Origin of the sequence: Enterobacter vonholyi (assembly GCF_040834095.1) — a bacterium.
Classification (GTDB): domain Bacteria; phylum Pseudomonadota; class Gammaproteobacteria; order Enterobacterales; family Enterobacteriaceae; genus Enterobacter; species Enterobacter vonholyi.
The window spans coordinates 3,801,075-3,819,864 of the sequence record NZ_CP162152.1; the positions used below are offsets into that span (position 1 = coordinate 3,801,075).

Here is an 18,790-nt window from a genome sequence, read left to right on the forward strand (position 1 = left end):
CAGAAAGATTCACAATTTGCGCGCGATAATATCACACTTGATTTGTTACGCACGGTTCCACCAGCCACTTCTGCCAGCTGGCCGTTACCTGAGCGCGTTCTGCGACAAAACAGTCCAGCGCCACGTGCCCCGGCTGCTCCTGCAGCGCCAGGTGATGAAGCTCGTCGCGAAGCGTCGTGTAGGCGCGGGTTAAGGCCTGCGCCTCCTGCTCGTCCATGATGTCGTTTTGCGCCAGCAGTTCCAGAATGCGCACGTTATCCGACCAGCGGGTCAGCTTAGGCTTGTCGTGCGCGTGCAGCAGCACCAGATACTGGGTAATGAATTCAATATCGGTGATCCCGCCCTCGTCGGCTTTGATATCAAAGCGATCGCGATGTTTATTACCCAGATGCGCGCGCATTTTCTCGCGCATCTCGCGCACTTCGGTCTGCAGCGTACTGCCCTCGCGCACGGTGGTCATAACCTCCTTACGGATGGCATCGAACTGCGTTTTGAGCTGCGGATCGCCATATACCACGCGAGCGCGCACCAGCGCCTGATGCTCCCACGTCCAGGCTTCATTCTTCTGGTAATCGGCGAAGGATTCCGTTGAAGTGACCAGCATGCCCGCCGCGCCGGACGGACGCAGGCGCGCATCGACTTCATACAAAATGCCCGACGAGGTGCGGGTGCTGAACAGGTGCATGATGCGCTGCGCCAGGCGCAGGTAGAACTGACGCCCGTCAATCTCGCGCTCGCCGTCGGTCATCACGTCAACCGGGCAGTCGTGCAGGAAGATTAAATCCAGATCGGAGCTGTATCCCAGCTCCCAGCCGCCGAGCTTGCCGTAACCCACCACGGCAAACCCTCGCCCCTCACGGTCAGCAAGGTGCTTCGGCTGGCCGTAGCGGGCCACCATCTGCACCCACGCCTGCTGCACTACCGCGTCGATGATCGCCTCCGCGAGCCAGGTTAAGTGATCGCTCACTTTCATCACCGGCAGCGTTCCGGCGATATCCGCCGCCGCCACGCGCAGCATCTGCGCCTGCTTAAACTGGCGCAGCGCCTCCAGCTGTTGCTCTTCGTCTTCTTCCGGCACGCGCAGCAGATACTGACGCAGCTCGTCACGGTAGGCATCCGTCGCCGTGGGTTGATACAGGGTGTTCGGATCGAGCAGTTCATCCAGCAGCAGCGGGTAGCGCGCCAGCTTGTTGGCCACCATCGGCGACGCGGCGCAGAGCGTAATCAGGTGCTTCAGCGCGCCGGGGAACTCGCTCAGGAGTTCAAGATACGTGGTGCGCGTGATGATCCCGCTCAGCAGCGGCATCATGCGCGACAGCGGCACCGGCGCATCCGCTCGCGAGCAGACCTCGCTCAGCAGGTGCGGCATCAGGTGATCCAGCACCTGACGGCCGCGCGGGCCAATGGCACGCTTGTTCAGCTCAAGACGGAAATCGGCAATCAGCGCCACCACGCGATGGCGCGCGTCGTCGGTTAAATGCGTCAGCACCGGCGTGGTGTCATCTTCCTGGAGCGCGTCCTGCCACAGCTCGCGCCAGTGCTCGGAAAGCGCATCGTCCTGCGATTCGCTTTCGTCATCACCAATCAGTTCGTTAAAGATGCGGCGCACGCCTGCCATATGGGCATCGAGCCGTTCGGTTAGCGTTGACCAGTCATCCACGCGCATGCCCCAGGCCAGACGCGCCCGGTTAAGGTCATCCCCCGGCAGGGTCTGGGTCTGTTCGTCGTTGATGCTTTGCAGCAGGTTTTCCAGACGACGCAGGAAAAGATAGGCCTCGCGCAGGGTTTGCGCGTCGCCGTCCGGCAGCAGGTGAAGCTGCTCAATGGCGCTCAGCGCCGGCAATAGCGAGCGGGACTGTAACGACGGCTCACGCCCGCCGCGAATAAGCTGGAAGACCTGAACGATAAATTCGATTTCGCGAATGCCGCCCGCGCCGAGCTTGATGTTGTCCTTCAGCCCACGACGGCGAACCTCACGGGCAATCATCCCTTTCATATTGCGCAGGGACTGGATGACGCTGAAGTCGATATAGCGACGGAACACGAACGGGCGCAGCATGGCACGCAGCTCGTTGGCGTAGGCGTCATCGCTGTCGCCCATGATCCGCGCTTTGACCATCGCATAACGCTCCCAGTCGCGCCCCTGCTCCTGGTAGTAATCCTCCAGCGCGGCAAAGCTCAGCACCAGCGGCCCGCTGTCGCCGAACGGACGCAGGCGCATGTCCACGCGGTAGACAAAACCATCCTGCGTCGGCTGATCCAGCGCCTTAATCAGACGCTGACCGAGACGGGTAAAGAACTGGGCGTTGTCCAGCTCGCGACGGCCGCCGCGCGTGGAGCCGTTCTCAGGCCAGGCGAAAATCAGGTCGATATCGGAGGAAAAGTTCAGCTCGCAACCGCCCAGCTTGCCCATCCCCAGAATCAGCAGCGGCTGAGGAACCCCTTCCTCGCTGCACGGCGTGCCCCACTCTTTACAGCAGGCGGCGTAGAGCCAGTCGCGCGCCGCGACAATCAGCGTCTGCGCCAGTTCGCTTAACTGCTGCAGCGTGCTCTCTTCGCCCACCAGCTCCAGCGCCTGAGCCCAGGCAATGCGCACCATCACCCGACGGCGGAACTGACGAAGGACGCGCATCAGCGTCGCTTCATCCGCTACGTCTTTGAGTGCGGCCTGCAGCCAGCCGGCATAGTGCCGCCACTCGTCCGCCTGCGGCGGTGCGTTCTCAAGCTCCGCCAGCCAGTCCGGGTAGACGGCGATGCTTTCCTGCACAAAATCACTGAAGGCGAGCACGCTCTTCGCCTGCTCGCTTAACGATGACGCCGGTAATGACTCAGGCAGACGTTCGCAAACGGTCTGCCACTGCTGCTGTAACGCTGAAGAAAGCGGCATTATAGGGGTTCCTTGCCAGAGTTAACGTTTTCCGCTGTGCAGCCAGTACGGATCCTGCGAAATGGCCTCGTTACGGAAATGCTCTACCTCGATATGCTGACGGGTTTCAATGGCATGCTTCAGCCCCTGCCAGTTTTCCAGCCACGCCTGCGCCTGTGGCCCGTCGTAGGCTCCGGAAAGGAGCAGCATGCTGTCGATGTTGCGCGAAAGACGGGGAAGCTGATCGCCATACTTATCGCCGAGCGGATACGCAAAGGTGCTCTTCAGTTCAGCGGCATGACGGGAAAGATGAATGTCCGCGAAACGCTTAAAGTTTTCCGCGATTTTGGCCTCGGCTTTCGCATCCAGGAAGGCGCGCCAGCCGCGCGTCACCAGAAACTCGGTCAGCGCCAGTTTTGCCGAAGCGGCCTGCGGGCTGTAGATCGCCGTTTGCGCCGAGACGTCCGAGAGCATCAGCGTTTCGGTTTGCGTCAGCAGATCGCGTAAGTGAGCGCTCGCTTTGCGAGGCACGATGCCGCCGAACAGCGCCAGGGTATGGCGCACCAGGGCAATCGCCGCGAGCACGTGGGATTTGGCGTTTTTCACATTTCGCACCCACAGCTCTTCGTGGTACTGCCACTGAGAAAGCGCCAGCTCCAGCGCGGCTTCCAGACCCTGTTCAACGCTGGCTTTCGGCGCAACGTGCAAAATGGTCGTCTCTTTCAGCACGCGCGGCGCATTTCCGGCGGCCAGATGGTAACCCCGCGCGGCTTTACTCAGGCTTCCCTGACGCAGTCCGGACTGACTCACCAGCCTGCGCGCCAGCTTCAGCACGTCATTTGCGTCCCCATCCAGCAGCTCAAGCTCCAGTTCGCAAATCGGTTCCTGGAATTCCCCTGCCTTCACCTCACCCAGATCGAGGGCGATTTCGATGCGGCTTTTGCCTTCCGTCACCAGCCATTTCTCGCGCCAGAAATCGGTGCTGAACAGCGGCTGTACCTGTTCCGCCAGCGCGGAAGGCAGCTCGCCTTCCGGCCAGACTTCCGCCGGGAAACGTTCCAGCTCAAGTTCTGGCTTACTGATGTCGATATTGTATTCCGGGCGCTGATGTAAACCGCCGACCACGCGGCCGGCAATTTTCATCGTCATCTCGTAGCGCCCGCTCGCGCCACGGATGCGCAGCCCCATATCGTGGCGGCGCAGCCAGTTGTCTGGCGTTTCGTAATAAATATTAAGCAGTTGTACCGGTGCATGGTGTTCGCCGGAAAGCGTATGCAGATGCTGGCGGAGTGCGTCAACGCTGTCTTTTTCGACGATAAATTTTAATTCGATTTCCTGAGCCATAGCCTTGTACTTTTGCGGGCGTCACAGACGCGTCAATGAGGGCGAACTTCCTCGCCATTTGTTTGTCAGTACATAGTATTTTGCGCCAAATTGCCATGCAATGAGCAATTTGTCGGGCGTAAATGTGTAGAGTCGTGACACAGATGATTCTGATTGCTGACGAATGCTTTGCGTAGAGACACTGTTGCCACTACTATCGTTCCACTATTTATGAAAATAACGACTAATGATGCTTAAATTACGCCTGATTGGACTTACTTTACTCGCTTTTAGCGCCGCAACCGCAGTGCACGCTGAAGAAAAGCGTTACGTTTCTGACGAACTGAACACCTGGGTACGCAGTGGCCCCGGAGATAATTATCGCCTCGTGGGTACGGTAAATGCCGGCGAGGAAGTCACCCTGTTACAGACCAACGCGGACACCAATTACGGTCAGGTTCGCGACAGTACCGGCCGTACGTCCTGGATCCCGCTGAAAGAGCTGAGCACCGTGCCAAGCCTGCGCACGCGCGTTCCCGATCTGGAAAACCAGGTGAAGACCCTGACCGACAAGCTGAACAACATCGACGGCACCTGGAACCAGCGCACCGCTGAAATGCAGCAGAAAGTAGCGCAAAGCGACGGTGTGATTAACGGTCTGAAAGAAGAGAACCAGAAACTGAAAAACGAGCTGATTGTCGCGCAGAAGAAAGTGAATGCCGCCAATCTGCAGCTCGACGATAAACAGCGCACCATCATCATGCAGTGGTTTATGTATGGCGGCGGCGTACTGGGCGTCGGTCTGGTGCTGGGCCTGGTTCTGCCGCACCTGATCCCGAGCCGTAAGCGTAAAGACCGCTGGATGAACTAATTCGTCTTCTCTGCCAGACTTACGTATCATTCTGGAAAAGAGAAAACGGGAGAGTTGGGCGTGAAAAGTTATCTGGTCGGTGGTGCGGTACGTGATGCGTTGTTAGGTCTGCCGGTCAAAGATAAAGACTGGGTGGTGGTTGGCGCCACCCCGGAAGAGATGCTCGACGCGGGCTACCAGCAGGTAGGCCGCGATTTTCCCGTCTTCCTCCACCCGAAAAGTCGTGAAGAGTATGCCCTGGCGCGTACCGAGCGGAAATCAGGTTCGGGCTATACGGGCTTCACCTGCTATGCCGCGCCGGACGTGACGCTGGAGGAAGATCTTCTGCGCCGCGATCTCACCATCAACGCGCTGGCGCAGGACGAGAACGGCCAGATCGTTGACGCTTATGGCGGCCAGGACGATCTGCGCAACCGTCTTTTACGTCACGTCTCCCCGGCGTTTTCTGAAGATCCGCTCCGCGTCCTGCGCGTGGCGCGCTTTGCCGCACGCTACGCCCATCTCAGCTTCCGTATTGCCGATGAAACCATGGCGCTGATGACCGCCATGACCGAGGCGGGCGAGCTTGAACACCTGACGCCAGAGCGCGTCTGGAAAGAAACGGAAAATGCTCTCACAACGCGCAACCCGCAGGTCTTTTTCCAGGTCCTTCGCGACTGCGGCGCGCTGAAGGTGCTCTTCCCGGAAATAGACGCGCTGTTTGGCGTGCCTGCTCCGGCGAAATGGCACCCGGAAATTGATACCGGCGTGCACACGCTGATGACCCTGAGCATGGCGGCCATGCTCAGCCCTGACGTGGACGTGCGCTTTTCCACCCTGTGCCACGATCTCGGCAAAGGCCTAACGCCAAAAGAATTCTGGCCTCGCCACCACGGGCACGGCCCGGCAGGGGTGAAGCTAGTCGAGGGGCTGTGCCAGCGTCTGCGCGTGCCGAACGAAATCCGCGATCTGGCGAAACTGGTGGCGGAATTCCACGATTTGATCCACACCTTCCCCATCCTCAAACCGGCCACCATCGTTAAGCTTTTCGATAACATCGACGCCTGGCGTAAACCGCAGCGCGTGGAGCAAATCGCGCTGACCAGCGAAGCTGACGTGCGCGGGCGTACCGGGTTTGAGGCGTGCGATTATCCGCAGGGGCGTTTACTGCGTAAAGCCTGGGAGGTAGCAAAAGCGGTGCCGACGAAGGACGTTGTCGAGGCGGGATTCAAAGGTCCGGAAATTCGCGAAGAACTCACGAAACGGCGAATTCAGGCGGTGTCTGACTGGAAGGAAAAACACTGCCCTCAGCCAAAAGACTGAGGGCTATCGGTTAGAAGAAGACTACGTACACCGCAGCGGCAACGATAAAGCGATAGATCGCGAACGGAATGAACGAGATACGCTTAATCAACTGCAGGAAGGTTTTGATGGCAATCAGCGCCACGATAAACGCGGTGATGAAGCCAACGGCGAACATTGGAATATCGCCAGTCGTCAGGAAGTGATAGCTCTTATAGACGTCGAGTACAGTGGCGCCCATCATCATTGGCACCGCCAGCAGGAATGAGAACTCTGACGCGGCGTAACGGCTTACGCCCATCAGCATCCCGCCGGAGATGGTAGCGCCTGAACGCGAGAAGCCCGGCCACAGCGCCAGACACTGGAAGCAGCCAATGATAAACGCCTGACGATACGTCATATCGTCCAGCCCTTCCGCGCGCGGCGTTTTCGGCTTCAGCACTTCCGCGGCGATCAGCAGGAAGCCGCCCACCACCAGCGCGTACATCACGTTAATCGGGTTAAACAGCGATTTGATGGCGTCGTGGAAAACCAGACCCAGCACCACCGCCGGGATCATTCCGAGCAAAATATGGATCAGCGACAGGCGACCTTTACTCATCCCTTCGTGCTGCGGCGGACGGCCAAAATGGATACCGATCAGGCCAAACAGACGGCGCCAGAACATCACCACCACCGCCAGAATCGAACCCAGCTGGATAACCACTTCAAACGTTTTGGCGGTATCGCCTTCAAAGCCCAGCAGATGGCCAACGATAATCATATGGCCGGTACTGGAAACCGGTAAAAACTCCGTCAATCCTTCGACCACACCCAATATTGCCGCCACCAGCAGCGAGTGCATATCGCTCATCTATAAACCCCTAAAAAGATATAAAAAAACGGTCGCCCCAACGGCTACCGTGAAAGATACAGCTTTAAGACCGGTATAACCTAAATTGGTTTAGCAATTATGACGTTAATTCTTGCCTTTCAGATTTGTGCCACGCTCAATGATGACGCCAACGTTGGCGGCTCGCGCCACCGCGCCCGGCTTGCTCAGCTTGATGCGTACCCACGGTGAGTTGAATTTTTTCAGCAGCAATTCTGCGACTTCTTCCGCCACCCGTTCGACCAGCGCAAAACGTTGCCCTTCAACGTGGGCAATGACCGTTTCACTGATGTCGGCATAGCTGAGACAGTCGTTCACGTCATCGCTTTTTGCCGATTTGCGGTTATCCCATCCCATTTCGATATCGAACACCAGCTTCTGCTCGATGGTCTGTTCCCAGTCGTAAACACCAATTGTGGTGATTACCGAAAGTTGCTCTATAAATACAATATCCATCACGACCTGCCTGCTTTTTGGCTAAACCGGATACCACTTCCGGCGAATTATGCGTATTATCCACAGATGCTGAGAATACAGATACATTTTCAAAACGGAACAGCGTTATGAGTGCAATCGCGCCTGGAATGATCCTCCTCGCCTATCTTTGCGGCTCAATCTCCAGCGCCATTCTGGTCTGCCGCATTGCCGGGTTACCCGACCCGCGTGAAAATGGTTCCGGGAATCCGGGGGCGACCAACGTACTACGAATTGGTGGCAAGGGAGCAGCCGTAGCGGTTTTGATTTTTGATGTTCTGAAAGGGATGCTGCCCGTCTGGGGCGCGTATGCGCTGGGCGTCACGCCGTTCTGGCTGGGGCTTATTGCTATTGCGGCCTGTGTCGGCCACATCTGGCCCGTATTCTTCGGTTTTAAAGGTGGCAAAGGTGTGGCGACCGCCTTTGGTGCCATTGCGCCTATCGGCTGGGACCTAACCGGCGTGATGGCCGGGACCTGGCTACTGACCATTCTGCTGAGCGGCTATTCCTCGCTGGGCGCCATCGTCAGCGCGCTGATCGCCCCGTTCTACGTCTGGTGGTTTAAACCTCAGTTCACCTTCCCGGTGTCGATGCTCTCCTGCCTTATCCTGCTGCGTCATCACGATAATATTCAGCGCCTGTGGCGTCGTCAGGAGACCAAAATCTGGACGAAGCTCAAGAGGAAGAAAAAAGACGCGCCGTAAGGGTTAGTTATGCCTTATAGCCAAATGTGATTTTGGTCACCTTCTGCCTGTGGTAACTGTTAATGACACAACACAACCACATTAGAAGAAAATGGCTGAAATCACAGAAACAACTCCCCTTTCAACGGCAGAAAAACACCCCGATGGCGACATCAAGTGGGTGCGCAGCGCTTCGGATGTATCACGCCTCGTTAATGACGGCTCACAGGGCCGGGCCAATGCCCGCATCGTGGTCGGTATCGCGCTGGGCGGGATTTTCCTCGATGCTTACGATCTGGGCGCGCTGGCCTTCGGCATAAAAGATATCACCCGCGAATTTAACCTGACGCCCGCCGGGACCGGTATGGTGGCCTCGGCAATTACCTTTGGCGCGATTGTCGGAGCGCTGCTCGGCGGTTACCTCACGGATAAAATCGGGCGCTACCGCGTTTTTATGGCTGATATGGTGTTCTTCGTGGTGGCCGCCATCGCCTGTGCGCTGGCCCCGAACGAATATGTGCTGGCGGGTGCCCGCTTTGTGATGGGGCTTGGGGTCGGGATCGACCTTCCCGTGGCGATGGCGTTTTTAAGCGAGTTCGCCAGGCTGAAAGGTCCGGGAAACAAAGCCTCCAGCGTCGCGATGTGGTGCCCCACCTGGTATGCCGCCATCAGCGTCTCCTACCTGCTGGTGCTGTTCTTCTACGCCGTGCTGCCGGAAAGCCACAGCGACTGGCTGTGGCGTTTAATTCTCGGCTTTGGTGCAGTGCCAGCGCTGGTGATTATCGCCATCCGCAGCCGCTATATGAGCGAATCGCCGGTATGGGCGGCGAATCAGGGCAATCTGAAGGAGGCGGCGTCGATTTTGCGGCAGTCGTACAATATTAACGCCCACGTCCCGCAGGATGCGCTCGGCCAGCCTGCACCCGTCGTGAATAAAGCGAAATGGTCAAACTATCTGAATCTGTTTCGCGGCGTCTACTTACGCCGCACGACGCTCGCCACGCTGCTGTCCGTCGTCTCCTCGTTCGCCTACAACGCCGTGGCGTTTGGTCTGCCGGTGATCATCTCCAGCTTCTTTGTCCAGTCGATGCTCACCACCATTCTCATTTCTCTGGTGCTTAACCTGCTGTTTGCCTTCGTCGGCGGACTGCTGGCGGTACGCTACGTGCCGCGCTTCGGCGCATGGCGAATGTCGCTTGCGGGTTATGCCTGCCAGCTTGTCGCGCTGCTGGGCCTGGCGCTGATTGGCCGACCGGAAGGTGCCTCTGAAGGCGTGCTTGCCGTGGCGATGCTGGCGCTATTCCTTTTCGGTCAGGGCTTTGGCCCGGGCGCGCATACCATGACGTTTGCCTCGCTGAGCTACCCCACCTCGCTGCGCGGCGTAGGCGTGGGTCTCAACCAGACGCTGATGCGCAGTAGTTCCACGCTGTCGCTGTTCCTGTTCCCGCTGCTGGTGGCGTCGCTCGACACCGCCGTGTTCTGGGTGATTGCGCTGGCGCCGTTTATCGGCCTGGCATCGCTGCTGGCGATCCGCTGGGAGCCCTCCGGGTATGATGTGGATGCGGAGGACTATCGGTAACGACACATCGCTTCGGTGGGTTCCCCCCCACCGAAGGGTTCTTACAAATCGTCCAGCAGCGTTCGGGAGAGTTTTTTTAGCATATCAAGCTCATCATCGTTCATCCGCATGCTGCAGCGAATCTGGTCCGGCAATGCCATCACCCGTTTTTTCAGTTCTTTCGCCTTATCGGTCAGCACGACATTTTTCATCCTTTCATCCCCTACAACCGCGATACGGTTGAGGAATCCTTTTGCCTCAAGCTTTTGTACAAGCGGCGTCAATGTGCCCGAATCAAAAAACGTCTTATCGCTGAGATCGCGAAGTGGAATGTTGTCTTTCTCATAAAGCGCCATCAAAACAACGAATTGCGGGTAGGTCAAATCCATCTCTTGTAGTAGGGGACGATACTGGCGAACAAACGCATTGGTGACCGAGTACAGCGAGAAGCAAAGTAAATCATCTAGCGTTTTGTTTTCTTTCATTTTTCTATCAACTCCGAATCTGTTGCCTAAAAAAATTATAAATAATGTTTGACTAAAAGTATCTTGCGCGCAAGTATTATACCAGCAACTAAGTAGCACGCTATTTAGTTATCTCATCCGATCAAATGCGCTTAAAGAGGTACCACCATGAAAACACTAACCACCATCCTGGTTTCTTCCGTCTTCGCGTCAGCTGCTGCATCCGCTCAAACCACCAATACCCCAGCTCCGACCGCAGGCGTACAGGCGTTTCTTAATATTCTGAATTCCAGCAAGGGTAAGCCAATGGAACAGATGACCCCGCAGGAGGCCCGGCAGGTACTGATCGGCGCGCAGCAAGGCGCAAAACTGCCGCCCGCTCAAGTTTCAGAAAAAACGATCCAGGTAAATGGTCAGGCGATCAAACTGAAAATAGTGAAACCTGAAAACGCGACCGGCACGCTCCCGGCATTTATGTTCTTCCACGGCGGCGGTTGGGTGCTGGGCGATTACCCAACCCATGAACGCTTAATCCGCGATCTGGTTCGCGCATCAGGCGCCGCAGCGGTTTACGTTGATTACACGCCGTCACCTGAGGCCCATTTCCCGGTGGCCATCAATCAGGCCTATGAAGCGACAAAATGGGTAGCCGAACACGGTCAGGAAATTGGCGTGGACGGTAGCCGTCTGGGTCTGGTCGGTAACAGCGTGGGCGGCAATATGGTGGCTTCCGTGGCGCTGCAGGCAAAACAGTTCAATGGGCCAAAAATTCGCTACAACGTGATGCTCTGGCCTGTGACCGATGCGAATTTTGATACTGCCTCGTATAACCGGTTCGAGAACGGCTATTTCCTGTCGAAAAACATGATGAAATGGTTCTGGGATAACTACACCACCAGCGCTGCCGACCGCAACAATATCCTTGCCTCTCCGCTTCGCGCCAGCGCCGCGCAGTTGAAAGGTTTCCCCGAGACGCTGATTCAGACAGCAGAGCTGGACGTTCTGCGGGATGAAGGTGAAGCATTCGGGCGTAAGCTGGATGCGGCTGGCGTCCCGGTGACCGTCACGCGCTATAACGGCATGATCCACGATTACGGCCTGCTTAACCCGCTGAGCCAGGAGCCAACGGTTAAAGTTGCCCTGGAGCAGGCAGGCGCAGCGCTGCATGAGCACCTGAAATAACGGCATCGCGATGTTTGTCAGACAGCACGTCCCCCGGGGCGTGCTTTTTTGTTTCGTCTTAACCGCCATCCATAAGCGACTCATATGACAGCCTTCATTTCTGCCAGGGCATACTGAAACGACCCCGATGATGAGCAGATGGATGTAGTATGTTAGCAGCTCAGGTCACTGATAATTCGTACAAAGGCTGGCAGGCGTCGCTTGCCCTGCAGTTTTGTCACACCCCTGAGAAAACCCTCCTGCACTCCGCTCATCACGTCGGGCCGCTTACCGTTCAGCGTCCATTTTATCCCGAAGGGGAAACCTGCCACCTTTATCTGCTGCACCCGCCCGGCGGAATTGTGGGCGGCGATACGCTGGACATTTCCGTTCGGCTGGACGCCAAAAGCCATGTGCTAATCACGATGCCCGGCGCCAGCAAGTTCTATCGCAGCAGCGGCCCGCAGGCTCGCCTGAATCAGCACTTTTATCTCGATGATGAATCCACGCTGGAGTGGCTACCGCAGGACACTATTATCTTCCCGGGTGCGAACGCCGCGCTGCGCTCCGTCTTCCACCTGAAGACCTCCAGCACGCTGCTGGCGTGGGAGCTGTACTGCCTGGGGCGCCCGGTGATCAATGAGACCTTCAGCCACGGCACGCTGGAGAGCCGCCTTGAAGTCTGGGTTGAGGATGAACCGCGCCTGATTGAGCGTCAGCACCTTGCCGACGGCGATCTCACGCCCGTCGCCGGATATCCATGGCTCGGCACGCTGCTGTTCTATCCGGCCAAAGAAGAACATCTCGACACGGTACGCGAACGGCTCGCGCCGCTGGAACACTTTGCGGGCGCCACGCTCGCGGACGATCTCATGTCGGTGCGTTTTCTCTCCCACGATAACCTGATTTGTCAGCGGGTGATGCGCGACGTCTGGCAGTCGCTTCGCCCGCTTCTCACCACCAAAACCGCCTGTTCGCCGCGTATCTGGCAGACATAAGAGAAACGTTATGGAACTGACCCCCAGAGAAAAAGACAAGCTGTTGCTGTTCACCGCCGCGCTGGTTGCCGAACGCCGCCTTGCGCGCGGGGTAAAGCTTAATTACCCGGAATCGGTCGCGCTGATCAGCGCCTTCATCATGGAGGGCGCGCGCGATGGCGAAACCGTCGCCTCGCTGATGGAGGCGGGCCGCCACGTCCTGACGCGCGATCAGGTGATGGAGGGCGTACCGGAGATGATCCCGGACATTCAGGTGGAAGCCACCTTCCCGGACGGATCCAAGCTCGTCACCGTCCACAACCCGATCGTCTAAGGAGCGCATGATGATCCCAGGCGAATACCAGATCCAGCCCGGCACGATTGCGATCAACATCGGGCGCGAAACCCAAAGCGTGATTGTCGAAAATCACGGCGACAGGCCGATCCAGGTCGGATCGCACTATCACTTTTACGAGGTCAACCCGGCCCTGAAGTTCGAGCGGGAAGCCACCAAAGGCTACCGGCTAAATATCCCGGCGGGCACCGCCGTGCGCTTCGAGCCCGGCCAGAAGCGTGAGGTGACGCTGGTTCAGGTCACGGGCGCGCAGCGCATTTTCGGCTTTCGCGGCGAGGTGATGGGCGAGGTGAAACATGGCTGAGATTTCACGCCGGGCATATGCCGATATGTTCGGCCCCACCACCGGCGATAAAGTGCGGCTGGCCGACAGCGAGCTGTGGATCGAAGTGGAAGACGATCTCACGGTCTACGGCGAAGAGGTCAAATTCGGCGGCGGAAAGGTGATCCGCGACGGCATGGGTCAGGGGCAGATGACCGCAGACGACTGCGTGGATCTGGTTCTCACCAACGCGCTGATCGTCGATCACTGGGGGATCGTAAAAGCCGATATCGGCGTAAAGAACGGGCGGATCTTCGCCGTCGGCAAAGCCGGTAATCCGGACATTCAGCCCGGCGTGACGATCCCGATTGGCGCGGCAACGGAAGTGATTGCCGCCGAGGGGAAGATCGTCACCGCGGGCGGGATCGACACCCACATCCACTGGATCTGCCCGCAGCAGGCTGAAGAGGCGCTGGTCTCCGGCGTCACCACCATGATCGGCGGCGGCACCGGCCCCGCAGCGGGCACCAACGCCACCACCTGCACGCCGGGGCCGTGGTATATCGCCCGCATGCTGCAGGCTGCGGATACGCTGCCGGTGAATATCGGCCTGCTCGGCAAAGGTAACGGCTCCAACCCGGACGCCCTGCGCGAGCAGATTGCCGCCGGTGCTATCGGGCTGAAGATCCACGAAGACTGGGGCGCGACGCCTGCGGCGATCAACTGCTCGCTGGAGGTGGCGGAAGAGATGGATATTCAGGTGGCGCTGCACAGCGACACGCTGAACGAGTCCGGGTTTGTCGAAGACACGCTGGCGGCCATCGCAGGGCGCACCATCCACACTTTCCATACCGAAGGCGCAGGCGGCGGCCACGCGCCGGATATCATCACCGCCTGCGCGCACCCGAATATTCTGCCCTCCTCCACCAACCCGACGCTGCCCTACACGGTCAATACCATCGACGAGCATCTCGACATGCTGATGGTCTGCCACCACCTTGACCCGGATATCGCCGAGGACGTGGCGTTTGCGGAATCCCGCATTCGTCGTGAAACCATCGCCGCTGAAGACGTGCTGCACGACATCGGCGCATTCTCGCTCACCTCGTCAGATTCGCAGGCCATGGGCCGCGTCGGAGAAGTGATTATCCGCACCTGGCAGGTGGCGCACCGCATGAAGGTCCAGCGCGGCGCGCTGCCGGAAGAGACCGGCGATAACGACAACTTCCGCGTGAAGCGCTACGTCGCCAAATACACCATTAACCCGGCGCTCACCCACGGCATTGCCCACGAAGTCGGTTCGATTGAGGCGGGCAAGATGGCGGATCTGGTGGTCTGGTCCCCGGCGTTCTTCGGCGTCAAGCCCGCCACCATCGTCAAGGGCGGGATGATTGCCTGCGCGCCGATGGGCGATATCAACGCCTCGATCCCCACGCCGCAGCCGGTGCATTACCGCCCGATGTTTGGATCGCTGGGTGCCGCGCGCCACGCCACCCGGCTGACGTTTATCTCGCAGGCCGCCAGTGCCAACGGCATCCCGCAGCAGCTCAACCTGCAGAGCGCTACCGCGGTGGTGAAAGGCTGCCGGACGGTGAAAAAGGCGGACATGATCCACAACGGCCTGCAGCCGAATATCACCGTCGACTCACAAACCTACGAGGTGCGCGTCGACGGTGAACTGATAACCAGCGAACCGGCTGACGTTCTGCCGATGGCGCAACGCTATTTCCTGTTTTGAGGAGTGATGATGATCTATTTAACCCAACGCCTGGACCATGCCCACCCCGCCACCGCCAGCGTCACGCTGCCGATTGACGTACGGGTGAAAAGCCGCGCCCGCGTATCGCTGAACGACGGGCGCGAGGCCGGGCTAATGCTGCCGCGCGGCCTGCTGCTGCGCGGGGGCGACCTGCTGACTACCGACGACGGCAGCGAGGTTGTCGAGGTGATCGCCGCGCCGGAGTCGGTCTCCGTGGTGCGCTGTGCCGATCCGTTCCTGCTCGCCCGCGCCTGCTACCACCTGGGCAACCGCCACGTGCCGCTGCAGGTCATGCCCGGCGAGCTGCGCTATCACCACGATCACGTTCTCGACGACATGCTGCGCCAGTTCGGGCTGGACGTGACCTACGCCAGCCTGCCGTTTGAACCGGAAGCGGGCGCTTACACCAGCGATGCCCACAGCCATTCTCACGCTCATTCACATTAAGGATTAATCATGCGCAAGTTACTCCCACTGTTACTGCTGGCTTTTTCCGTTCCCGCGCTCGCGCATCCCGGCCACGGCGCCGACAGCTTCCAGGCCGGTTTTCTCCATCCGCTGACCGGACTCGATCACCTGCTGATGCTGGCGGGTGCAGGCGTGCTCTCGGCGCTGAGCGGCCGCAAGCTCCTGCTGCCGTTTGCCACCCTCGGCATGATGCTCGTTGGCGCTATTGCGGGCAGCCTGCTCGGCGGCTTTAGCGGCATGGAGATGCTGATTATCGCCTCGCTGGCGGTCTGCGGCGTGATGATGTTTAAAACTGAAAATCGCTTGCTGCTGGCAGTGCCTGTCCTGGCGATGTTCCACGGCTGGGCGCACGGCGTGGAGATGTCCGGCCACAGCTTCTGGCTCTTCACCAGCGGCTTTATGCTCGCCAGCGCCACGGTGCTGTGCGCCAGCTTTGCCGCAGGGCTGCTGCTGCGCCGTCACGACGGCCTGCGTAAAACCTTCGGCGGCGGGCTGATCGTCTCCGCCCTGCTGGCGCTGATGAGCTGATGGAGCACGCCCGCCAGAGGCTGCGCCTGATGCAGCTCTCCAGCAGCAGCCTGCCGGTCGGGTCGTTTACCTGGTCACAGGGGCTGGAGTGGGCCGTTGAGGCGGGCTGGGTCACGGACGCCAACGCCTTTAAACGCTGGCAAATCCAGCAGATGGAGCAGAGCTTTTTCTGCGTCGACCTGCCGCTGTTTATCCGTCTTTATCAGGCCTGTGAGCAACGCTCGCTTACAAATGCAAAACGCTGGACGGCATACCTGCTCGCCTGTCGGGAAACGCGCGAGCTACGAGAAGAAGAGCGCAACCGCGGGGCGGCCTTTACGCGGCTGATTAAGAGCTGGGAACCTGACTGTCTGCCCGAATGGCTGCCGCTGTTTATGCAAAGCCAGCTCTGCGGCATGGCGTGGCTCGGCGTTCGCTGGGGCATTAGCGCGCGCGAACTGGCGCTGAGTCTGGGCTACAGCTGGATGGAGAGCGCGGTCATGGCGGGCGTCAAGCTGGTGCCGTTTGGGCAACAGGCCGCGCAGCAGCTGATTATCGAACTGAGCGACCACTACGCCGCCGGGTTTGAACAGGCATTTTTACATAGCGACGACGCTCTGGGGGCAGCAACGCCGCTGTCCGCCATCGCCTCGGCGCGCCACGAAACCCAATATTCACGACTATTCCGTTCCTGAGGAGTCAACATGGCTGATTACAAACATCCCCTGCGCGTGGGCGTGGGCGGCCCGGTAGGGTCGGGCAAAACCGCGCTGCTGGAAGCGCTCTGCAAGGCGATGCGCGATACCTATCATCTTGCGGTGGTCACCAACGATATCTACACCAAAGAGGATCAGCGCATCCTGACCGAAGCGGGCGCGCTGGAGCCAGAGCGCATCGTGGGCGTGGAGACGGGCGGCTGCCCGCATACCGCTATCCGGGAAGATGCTTCGATGAACCTGGCGGCGGTGGAAGCGTTGAGCGAGAAGTTCGGCAATCTGGACCTGATCTTCGTTGAAAGCGGCGGAGACAACCTCAGCGCGACGTTCAGCCCTGAGCTGGCGGATCTGACCATTTACGTGATCGACGTGGCCGAAGGGGAAAAAATCCCGCGCAAGGGCGGGCCGGGGATCACCAAATCCGATTTTCTGGTCATCAACAAAACCGATCTCGCGCCGTACGTGGGTGCCTCGCTGGAGGTGATGGAGCGCGATACCAACCGCATGCGCGGCGAGCGTCCATGGACCTTTACCAACCTGAAGGCGGGTGACGGTCTTGCGACGATTATTGCATTTCTGGAAGAGAAAGGGATGTTGCGGGTGTAGTCAAACGATCCCCTCTCCCTGTGGGAGAGGGTTAGGGTGAGGGATTACGCCTCCGGCAGTTCCGCCAGCGGCCAGCGCGGACGCACGGACACGCTCAGGTCGGACGTTGCCCCCGCATTAAGGCGCACCATCCCGGCGTAGGCGATCATCGCCCCGTTATCGGTACAGAATTCCGGACGGGCATAGAACACTTCCCCGCGACGCTTTTGCATCATCTCGGCGAGCTTCGCGCGAAGCGTGCGGTTAGCGCTCACGCCGCCCGCCATCACCAGACGCTTAAAGCCGGTCTGTTCCAGCGCGCGCTTGCACTTGATCATCAGCGTGTCCACTACCGCATCTTCGAACGCGCGGGCGATATCGGCGCGGGTTTGCTCGCTGTCATCGTTATTACGGATCGTATTCGCCGCGAAGGTTTTCAGCCCGGAGAAGCTGAAGTCCAGCCCCGGACGGTCGGTCATTGGGCGCGGGAAGACAAAGCGCCCTTCCGTTCCCTGCGACGCCATTTTTGACAGCATCGGGCCGCCCGGGTAATCCAGACCCAGCAGCTTGGCGGTTTTATCGAACGCTTCACCGGCGGCGTCGTCGATCGACTCGCCCAGCAGCTCGTACTTGCCAATGCCCGTGACGCTAATCAGCTGCGTATGGCCGCCGGAGACCAGCAGCGCCACAAACGGGAATTCAGGCGGATTCTCTTCCAGCATCGGCGCCAGAAGATGCCCTTCCATATGGTGAACCGGGATGGCCGGCACGTCCCACGCGAAGGCCAGCGAACGACCAACGGTTGCGCCAACCAGAAGCGCACCGACCAGGCCCGGGCCTGCGGTATAGGCCACGGCATCAATATCGGTTGAGCTCAACCCGGCCTCTTTCAGCGCCGCCTGAATCAGGGGAACCGTTTTACGCACGTGGTCACGAGAGGCCAGTTCAGGGACGACGCCGCCGTAGTCAGCGTGCAATTTCACCTGACTATACAGCTGGTTGGCCAGAAGTCCTTTTTCGTCGTCGTAAATGGCGATGCCGGTTTCATCGCAGGATGTTTCAATACCCAGTACACGCATGACTTGTTTTACCTCGTTTCAATACCGCGCAGTGTAGAGCCTGGGCGGGTTGATGTAAAACTTTGTTCGCCCCAGGAAGAAGGCTCGTGTATACTCCTCACCCTTATTAAAGTCCCTTTCAAAATCGCATCGGTGCTTTACAAAGCAGCAGCATTTGCAGTAAAATTCCGCACCATTTTGAAATAAGCTGGCGTTGATGCCAGCGGCAAACCGAATTTATTAAAGGTGAGAGTTACATGCCGGTAATTAAAGTACGTGAAAACGAGCCGTTCGACGTAGCACTGCGTCGCTTCAAACGTTCATGCGAGAAAGCAGGTGTTCTGGCTGAAGTTCGTCGTCGTGAGTTTTATGAAAAACCAACGACTGAACGTAAGCGCGCTAAAGCTTCCGCTGTGAAACGTCACGCGAAGAAACTGGCTCGCGAAAACGCACGCCGTACTCGTCTGTACTAATTGGTTGAGGGCCTCAGCCCTCAATTGACAGACAGAGTAATAGTCGTAAGGCCGTGCTTCCGGAAGGAATGCGCGGCT

General features: G+C 58.8%; 20 protein-coding genes. 14 read left to right on the forward strand and 6 right to left on the reverse strand.

Annotated features, from left to right (window positions below; genetic code table 11):
• Positions 1 to 31: 31 nt before the first annotated feature.
• Both glnE and AB3N39_RS17785 read right to left on the reverse strand, forming a co-directional pair.
• Positions 32 to 2,887 (reverse strand): bifunctional [glutamate--ammonia ligase]-adenylyl-L-tyrosine phosphorylase/[glutamate--ammonia-ligase] adenylyltransferase, encoded by a 2,856-nt coding sequence (glnE, locus tag AB3N39_RS17780; protein ID WP_252093449.1) that lies wholly within the window; start codon positions 2,885 to 2,887, stop codon positions 32 to 34.
• 21 nt (positions 2,888 to 2,908) lie between these two features.
• The gene (locus tag AB3N39_RS17785; RefSeq protein ID WP_288462719.1) at positions 2,909 to 4,210 is read right to left on the reverse strand and encodes an inorganic triphosphatase; all 1,302 of its coding nucleotides are present in this window, start codon (positions 4,208 to 4,210) and stop codon (positions 2,909 to 2,911) included.
• A gap of 229 nt (positions 4,211 to 4,439) precedes the next feature.
• Here AB3N39_RS17785 and AB3N39_RS17790 point away from each other — a divergent pair, with 229 nt between their 5' ends.
• Together AB3N39_RS17790 and AB3N39_RS17795 are read left to right on the forward strand one after the other, a co-directional pair.
• Entirely contained in the window at positions 4,440 to 5,060 is a 621-nt protein-coding gene (locus AB3N39_RS17790; protein ID WP_024906484.1) for a TIGR04211 family SH3 domain-containing protein, read from the forward strand.
• A 60-nt stretch (positions 5,061 to 5,120) separates the two neighbouring features.
• Positions 5,121 to 6,362, forward strand: coding sequence for a multifunctional CCA addition/repair protein (locus tag AB3N39_RS17795; protein WP_127732337.1), 1,242 nt, complete (start codon positions 5,121 to 5,123; stop codon positions 6,360 to 6,362).
• Between the two features lie 10 nt (positions 6,363 to 6,372).
• Here the strand turns inward: AB3N39_RS17795 and bacA are convergent, their stop codons facing one another.
• The gene (gene bacA, locus AB3N39_RS17800; protein ID WP_115876294.1) at positions 6,373 to 7,194 is read right to left on the reverse strand and encodes an undecaprenyl-diphosphate phosphatase; all 822 of its coding nucleotides are present in this window, start codon (positions 7,192 to 7,194) and stop codon (positions 6,373 to 6,375) included.
• Positions 7,195 to 7,299: 105 nt separating this feature from the next.
• On the reverse strand, positions 7,300 to 7,668 hold the full coding sequence (folB, locus tag AB3N39_RS17805) for a bifunctional dihydroneopterin aldolase/7,8-dihydroneopterin epimerase (RefSeq protein WP_023333447.1): 369 nt from the start codon (positions 7,666 to 7,668) through the stop codon (positions 7,300 to 7,302).
• 107 nt (positions 7,669 to 7,775) lie between these two features.
• Here folB and plsY point away from each other — a divergent pair, with 107 nt between their 5' ends.
• Positions 7,776 to 8,390 (forward strand): glycerol-3-phosphate 1-O-acyltransferase PlsY, encoded by a 615-nt coding sequence (plsY, locus tag AB3N39_RS17810; protein WP_111963295.1) that lies wholly within the window; start codon positions 7,776 to 7,778, stop codon positions 8,388 to 8,390.
• Between the two features lie 91 nt (positions 8,391 to 8,481).
• The gene (locus tag AB3N39_RS17815) at positions 8,482 to 9,948 is read left to right on the forward strand and encodes an MFS transporter (RefSeq protein WP_133295155.1); all 1,467 of its coding nucleotides are present in this window, start codon (positions 8,482 to 8,484) and stop codon (positions 9,946 to 9,948) included.
• 41 nt (positions 9,949 to 9,989) lie between these two features.
• Here AB3N39_RS17815 and AB3N39_RS17820 read toward each other — a convergent pair whose 3' ends face one another.
• On the reverse strand, positions 9,990 to 10,412 hold the full coding sequence (locus tag AB3N39_RS17820) for a MarR family winged helix-turn-helix transcriptional regulator (protein WP_111963297.1): 423 nt from the start codon (positions 10,410 to 10,412) through the stop codon (positions 9,990 to 9,992).
• A gap of 147 nt (positions 10,413 to 10,559) precedes the next feature.
• Between AB3N39_RS17820 and AB3N39_RS17825 the strand changes: the two genes are divergently transcribed.
• The 9 genes from AB3N39_RS17825 (at position 10,560) to ureG (ending at position 17,202) form a co-directional block, all read left to right on the forward strand.
• Entirely contained in the window at positions 10,560 to 11,573 is a 1,014-nt protein-coding gene (locus tag AB3N39_RS17825) for an alpha/beta hydrolase (RefSeq protein WP_133295156.1), read from the forward strand.
• A 149-nt stretch (positions 11,574 to 11,722) separates the two neighbouring features.
• Positions 11,723 to 12,550 carry an urease accessory protein UreD gene (locus AB3N39_RS17830; protein WP_133295157.1) on the forward strand — a complete coding sequence of 276 codons (828 nt, stop codon included), beginning with the start codon at positions 11,723 to 11,725 and terminating at the stop codon, positions 12,548 to 12,550.
• 10 nt (positions 12,551 to 12,560) lie between these two features.
• Complete coding sequence (locus AB3N39_RS17835; RefSeq protein WP_003862556.1) at positions 12,561 to 12,863, forward strand: urease subunit gamma; 303 nt, start codon at positions 12,561 to 12,563, stop codon at positions 12,861 to 12,863.
• Between the two features lie 10 nt (positions 12,864 to 12,873).
• Entirely contained in the window at positions 12,874 to 13,188 is a 315-nt protein-coding gene (locus AB3N39_RS17840) for an urease subunit beta (RefSeq protein ID WP_288462730.1), read from the forward strand.
• On the forward strand, positions 13,181 to 14,884 hold the full coding sequence (ureC, locus tag AB3N39_RS17845) for an urease subunit alpha (protein ID WP_367896925.1): 1,704 nt from the start codon (positions 13,181 to 13,183) through the stop codon (positions 14,882 to 14,884). The genes AB3N39_RS17840 and ureC overlap by 8 nt, the downstream gene beginning before the upstream one ends.
• 9 nt (positions 14,885 to 14,893) lie before the next feature.
• Complete coding sequence (gene ureE / locus AB3N39_RS17850; RefSeq protein WP_133295467.1) at positions 14,894 to 15,352, forward strand: urease accessory protein UreE; 459 nt, start codon at positions 14,894 to 14,896, stop codon at positions 15,350 to 15,352.
• A gap of 9 nt (positions 15,353 to 15,361) precedes the next feature.
• The gene (locus tag AB3N39_RS17855) at positions 15,362 to 15,901 is read left to right on the forward strand and encodes a HupE/UreJ family protein (protein ID WP_133295160.1); all 540 of its coding nucleotides are present in this window, start codon (positions 15,362 to 15,364) and stop codon (positions 15,899 to 15,901) included.
• Positions 15,901 to 16,575 (forward strand): urease accessory protein UreF, encoded by a 675-nt coding sequence (locus AB3N39_RS17860; protein ID WP_288462732.1) that lies wholly within the window; start codon positions 15,901 to 15,903, stop codon positions 16,573 to 16,575. The genes AB3N39_RS17855 and AB3N39_RS17860 overlap by 1 nt, the downstream gene beginning before the upstream one ends.
• 9 nt (positions 16,576 to 16,584) lie before the next feature.
• Complete coding sequence (ureG, locus tag AB3N39_RS17865; RefSeq protein ID WP_014071813.1) at positions 16,585 to 17,202, forward strand: urease accessory protein UreG; 618 nt, start codon at positions 16,585 to 16,587, stop codon at positions 17,200 to 17,202.
• A 44-nt stretch (positions 17,203 to 17,246) separates the two neighbouring features.
• Here ureG and tsaD read toward each other — a convergent pair whose 3' ends face one another.
• Entirely contained in the window at positions 17,247 to 18,260 is a 1,014-nt protein-coding gene (gene tsaD, locus AB3N39_RS17870; RefSeq protein ID WP_136195065.1) for a tRNA (adenosine(37)-N6)-threonylcarbamoyltransferase complex transferase subunit TsaD, read from the reverse strand.
• A gap of 236 nt (positions 18,261 to 18,496) precedes the next feature.
• On the opposite strand from tsaD, the gene rpsU reads away from it, so the two are divergent.
• Positions 18,497 to 18,712, forward strand: coding sequence for a 30S ribosomal protein S21 (rpsU, locus tag AB3N39_RS17875; RefSeq protein ID WP_001144069.1), 216 nt, complete (start codon positions 18,497 to 18,499; stop codon positions 18,710 to 18,712).
• Positions 18,713 to 18,790: the final 78 nt, after the last annotated feature.

Bases quoted from the DNA above. Each gene is read 5' to 3' on its own strand.
- glnE (WP_252093449.1), bottom strand. From the start codon at position 2,887: ATGCCGCTTTCTTCAGCGTTACAGCAGCAGTGGCAGACCGTTTGCGAA.
- AB3N39_RS17785 (WP_288462719.1), bottom strand. From the start codon at position 4,210: ATGGCTCAGGAAATCGAATTAAAATTTATCGTCGAAAAAGACAGCGTT.
- AB3N39_RS17790 (WP_024906484.1), top strand. From the start codon at position 4,440: ATGCTTAAATTACGCCTGATTGGACTTACTTTACTCGCTTTTAGCGCC.
- bacA (WP_115876294.1), bottom strand. From the start codon at position 7,194: ATGAGCGATATGCACTCGCTGCTGGTGGCGGCAATATTGGGTGTGGTC.
- folB (WP_023333447.1), bottom strand. From the start codon at position 7,668: ATGGATATTGTATTTATAGAGCAACTTTCGGTAATCACCACAATTGGT.
- plsY (WP_111963295.1), top strand. From the start codon at position 7,776: ATGAGTGCAATCGCGCCTGGAATGATCCTCCTCGCCTATCTTTGCGGC.
- AB3N39_RS17815 (WP_133295155.1), top strand. From the start codon at position 8,482: ATGGCTGAAATCACAGAAACAACTCCCCTTTCAACGGCAGAAAAACAC.
- AB3N39_RS17820 (WP_111963297.1), bottom strand. From the start codon at position 10,412: ATGAAAGAAAACAAAACGCTAGATGATTTACTTTGCTTCTCGCTGTAC.
- AB3N39_RS17825 (WP_133295156.1), top strand. From the start codon at position 10,560: ATGAAAACACTAACCACCATCCTGGTTTCTTCCGTCTTCGCGTCAGCT.
- AB3N39_RS17830 (WP_133295157.1), top strand. From the start codon at position 11,723: ATGTTAGCAGCTCAGGTCACTGATAATTCGTACAAAGGCTGGCAGGCG.
- AB3N39_RS17835 (WP_003862556.1), top strand. From the start codon at position 12,561: ATGGAACTGACCCCCAGAGAAAAAGACAAGCTGTTGCTGTTCACCGCC.
- AB3N39_RS17840 (WP_288462730.1), top strand. From the start codon at position 12,874: ATGATCCCAGGCGAATACCAGATCCAGCCCGGCACGATTGCGATCAAC.
- ureC (WP_367896925.1), top strand. From the start codon at position 13,181: ATGGCTGAGATTTCACGCCGGGCATATGCCGATATGTTCGGCCCCACC.
- ureE (WP_133295467.1), top strand. From the start codon at position 14,894: ATGATCTATTTAACCCAACGCCTGGACCATGCCCACCCCGCCACCGCC.
- AB3N39_RS17855 (WP_133295160.1), top strand. From the start codon at position 15,362: ATGCGCAAGTTACTCCCACTGTTACTGCTGGCTTTTTCCGTTCCCGCG.
- AB3N39_RS17860 (WP_288462732.1), top strand. From the start codon at position 15,901: ATGGAGCACGCCCGCCAGAGGCTGCGCCTGATGCAGCTCTCCAGCAGC.
- ureG (WP_014071813.1), top strand. From the start codon at position 16,585: ATGGCTGATTACAAACATCCCCTGCGCGTGGGCGTGGGCGGCCCGGTA.
- tsaD (WP_136195065.1), bottom strand. From the start codon at position 18,260: ATGCGTGTACTGGGTATTGAAACATCCTGCGATGAAACCGGCATCGCC.
- rpsU (WP_001144069.1), top strand. From the start codon at position 18,497: ATGCCGGTAATTAAAGTACGTGAAAACGAGCCGTTCGACGTAGCACTG.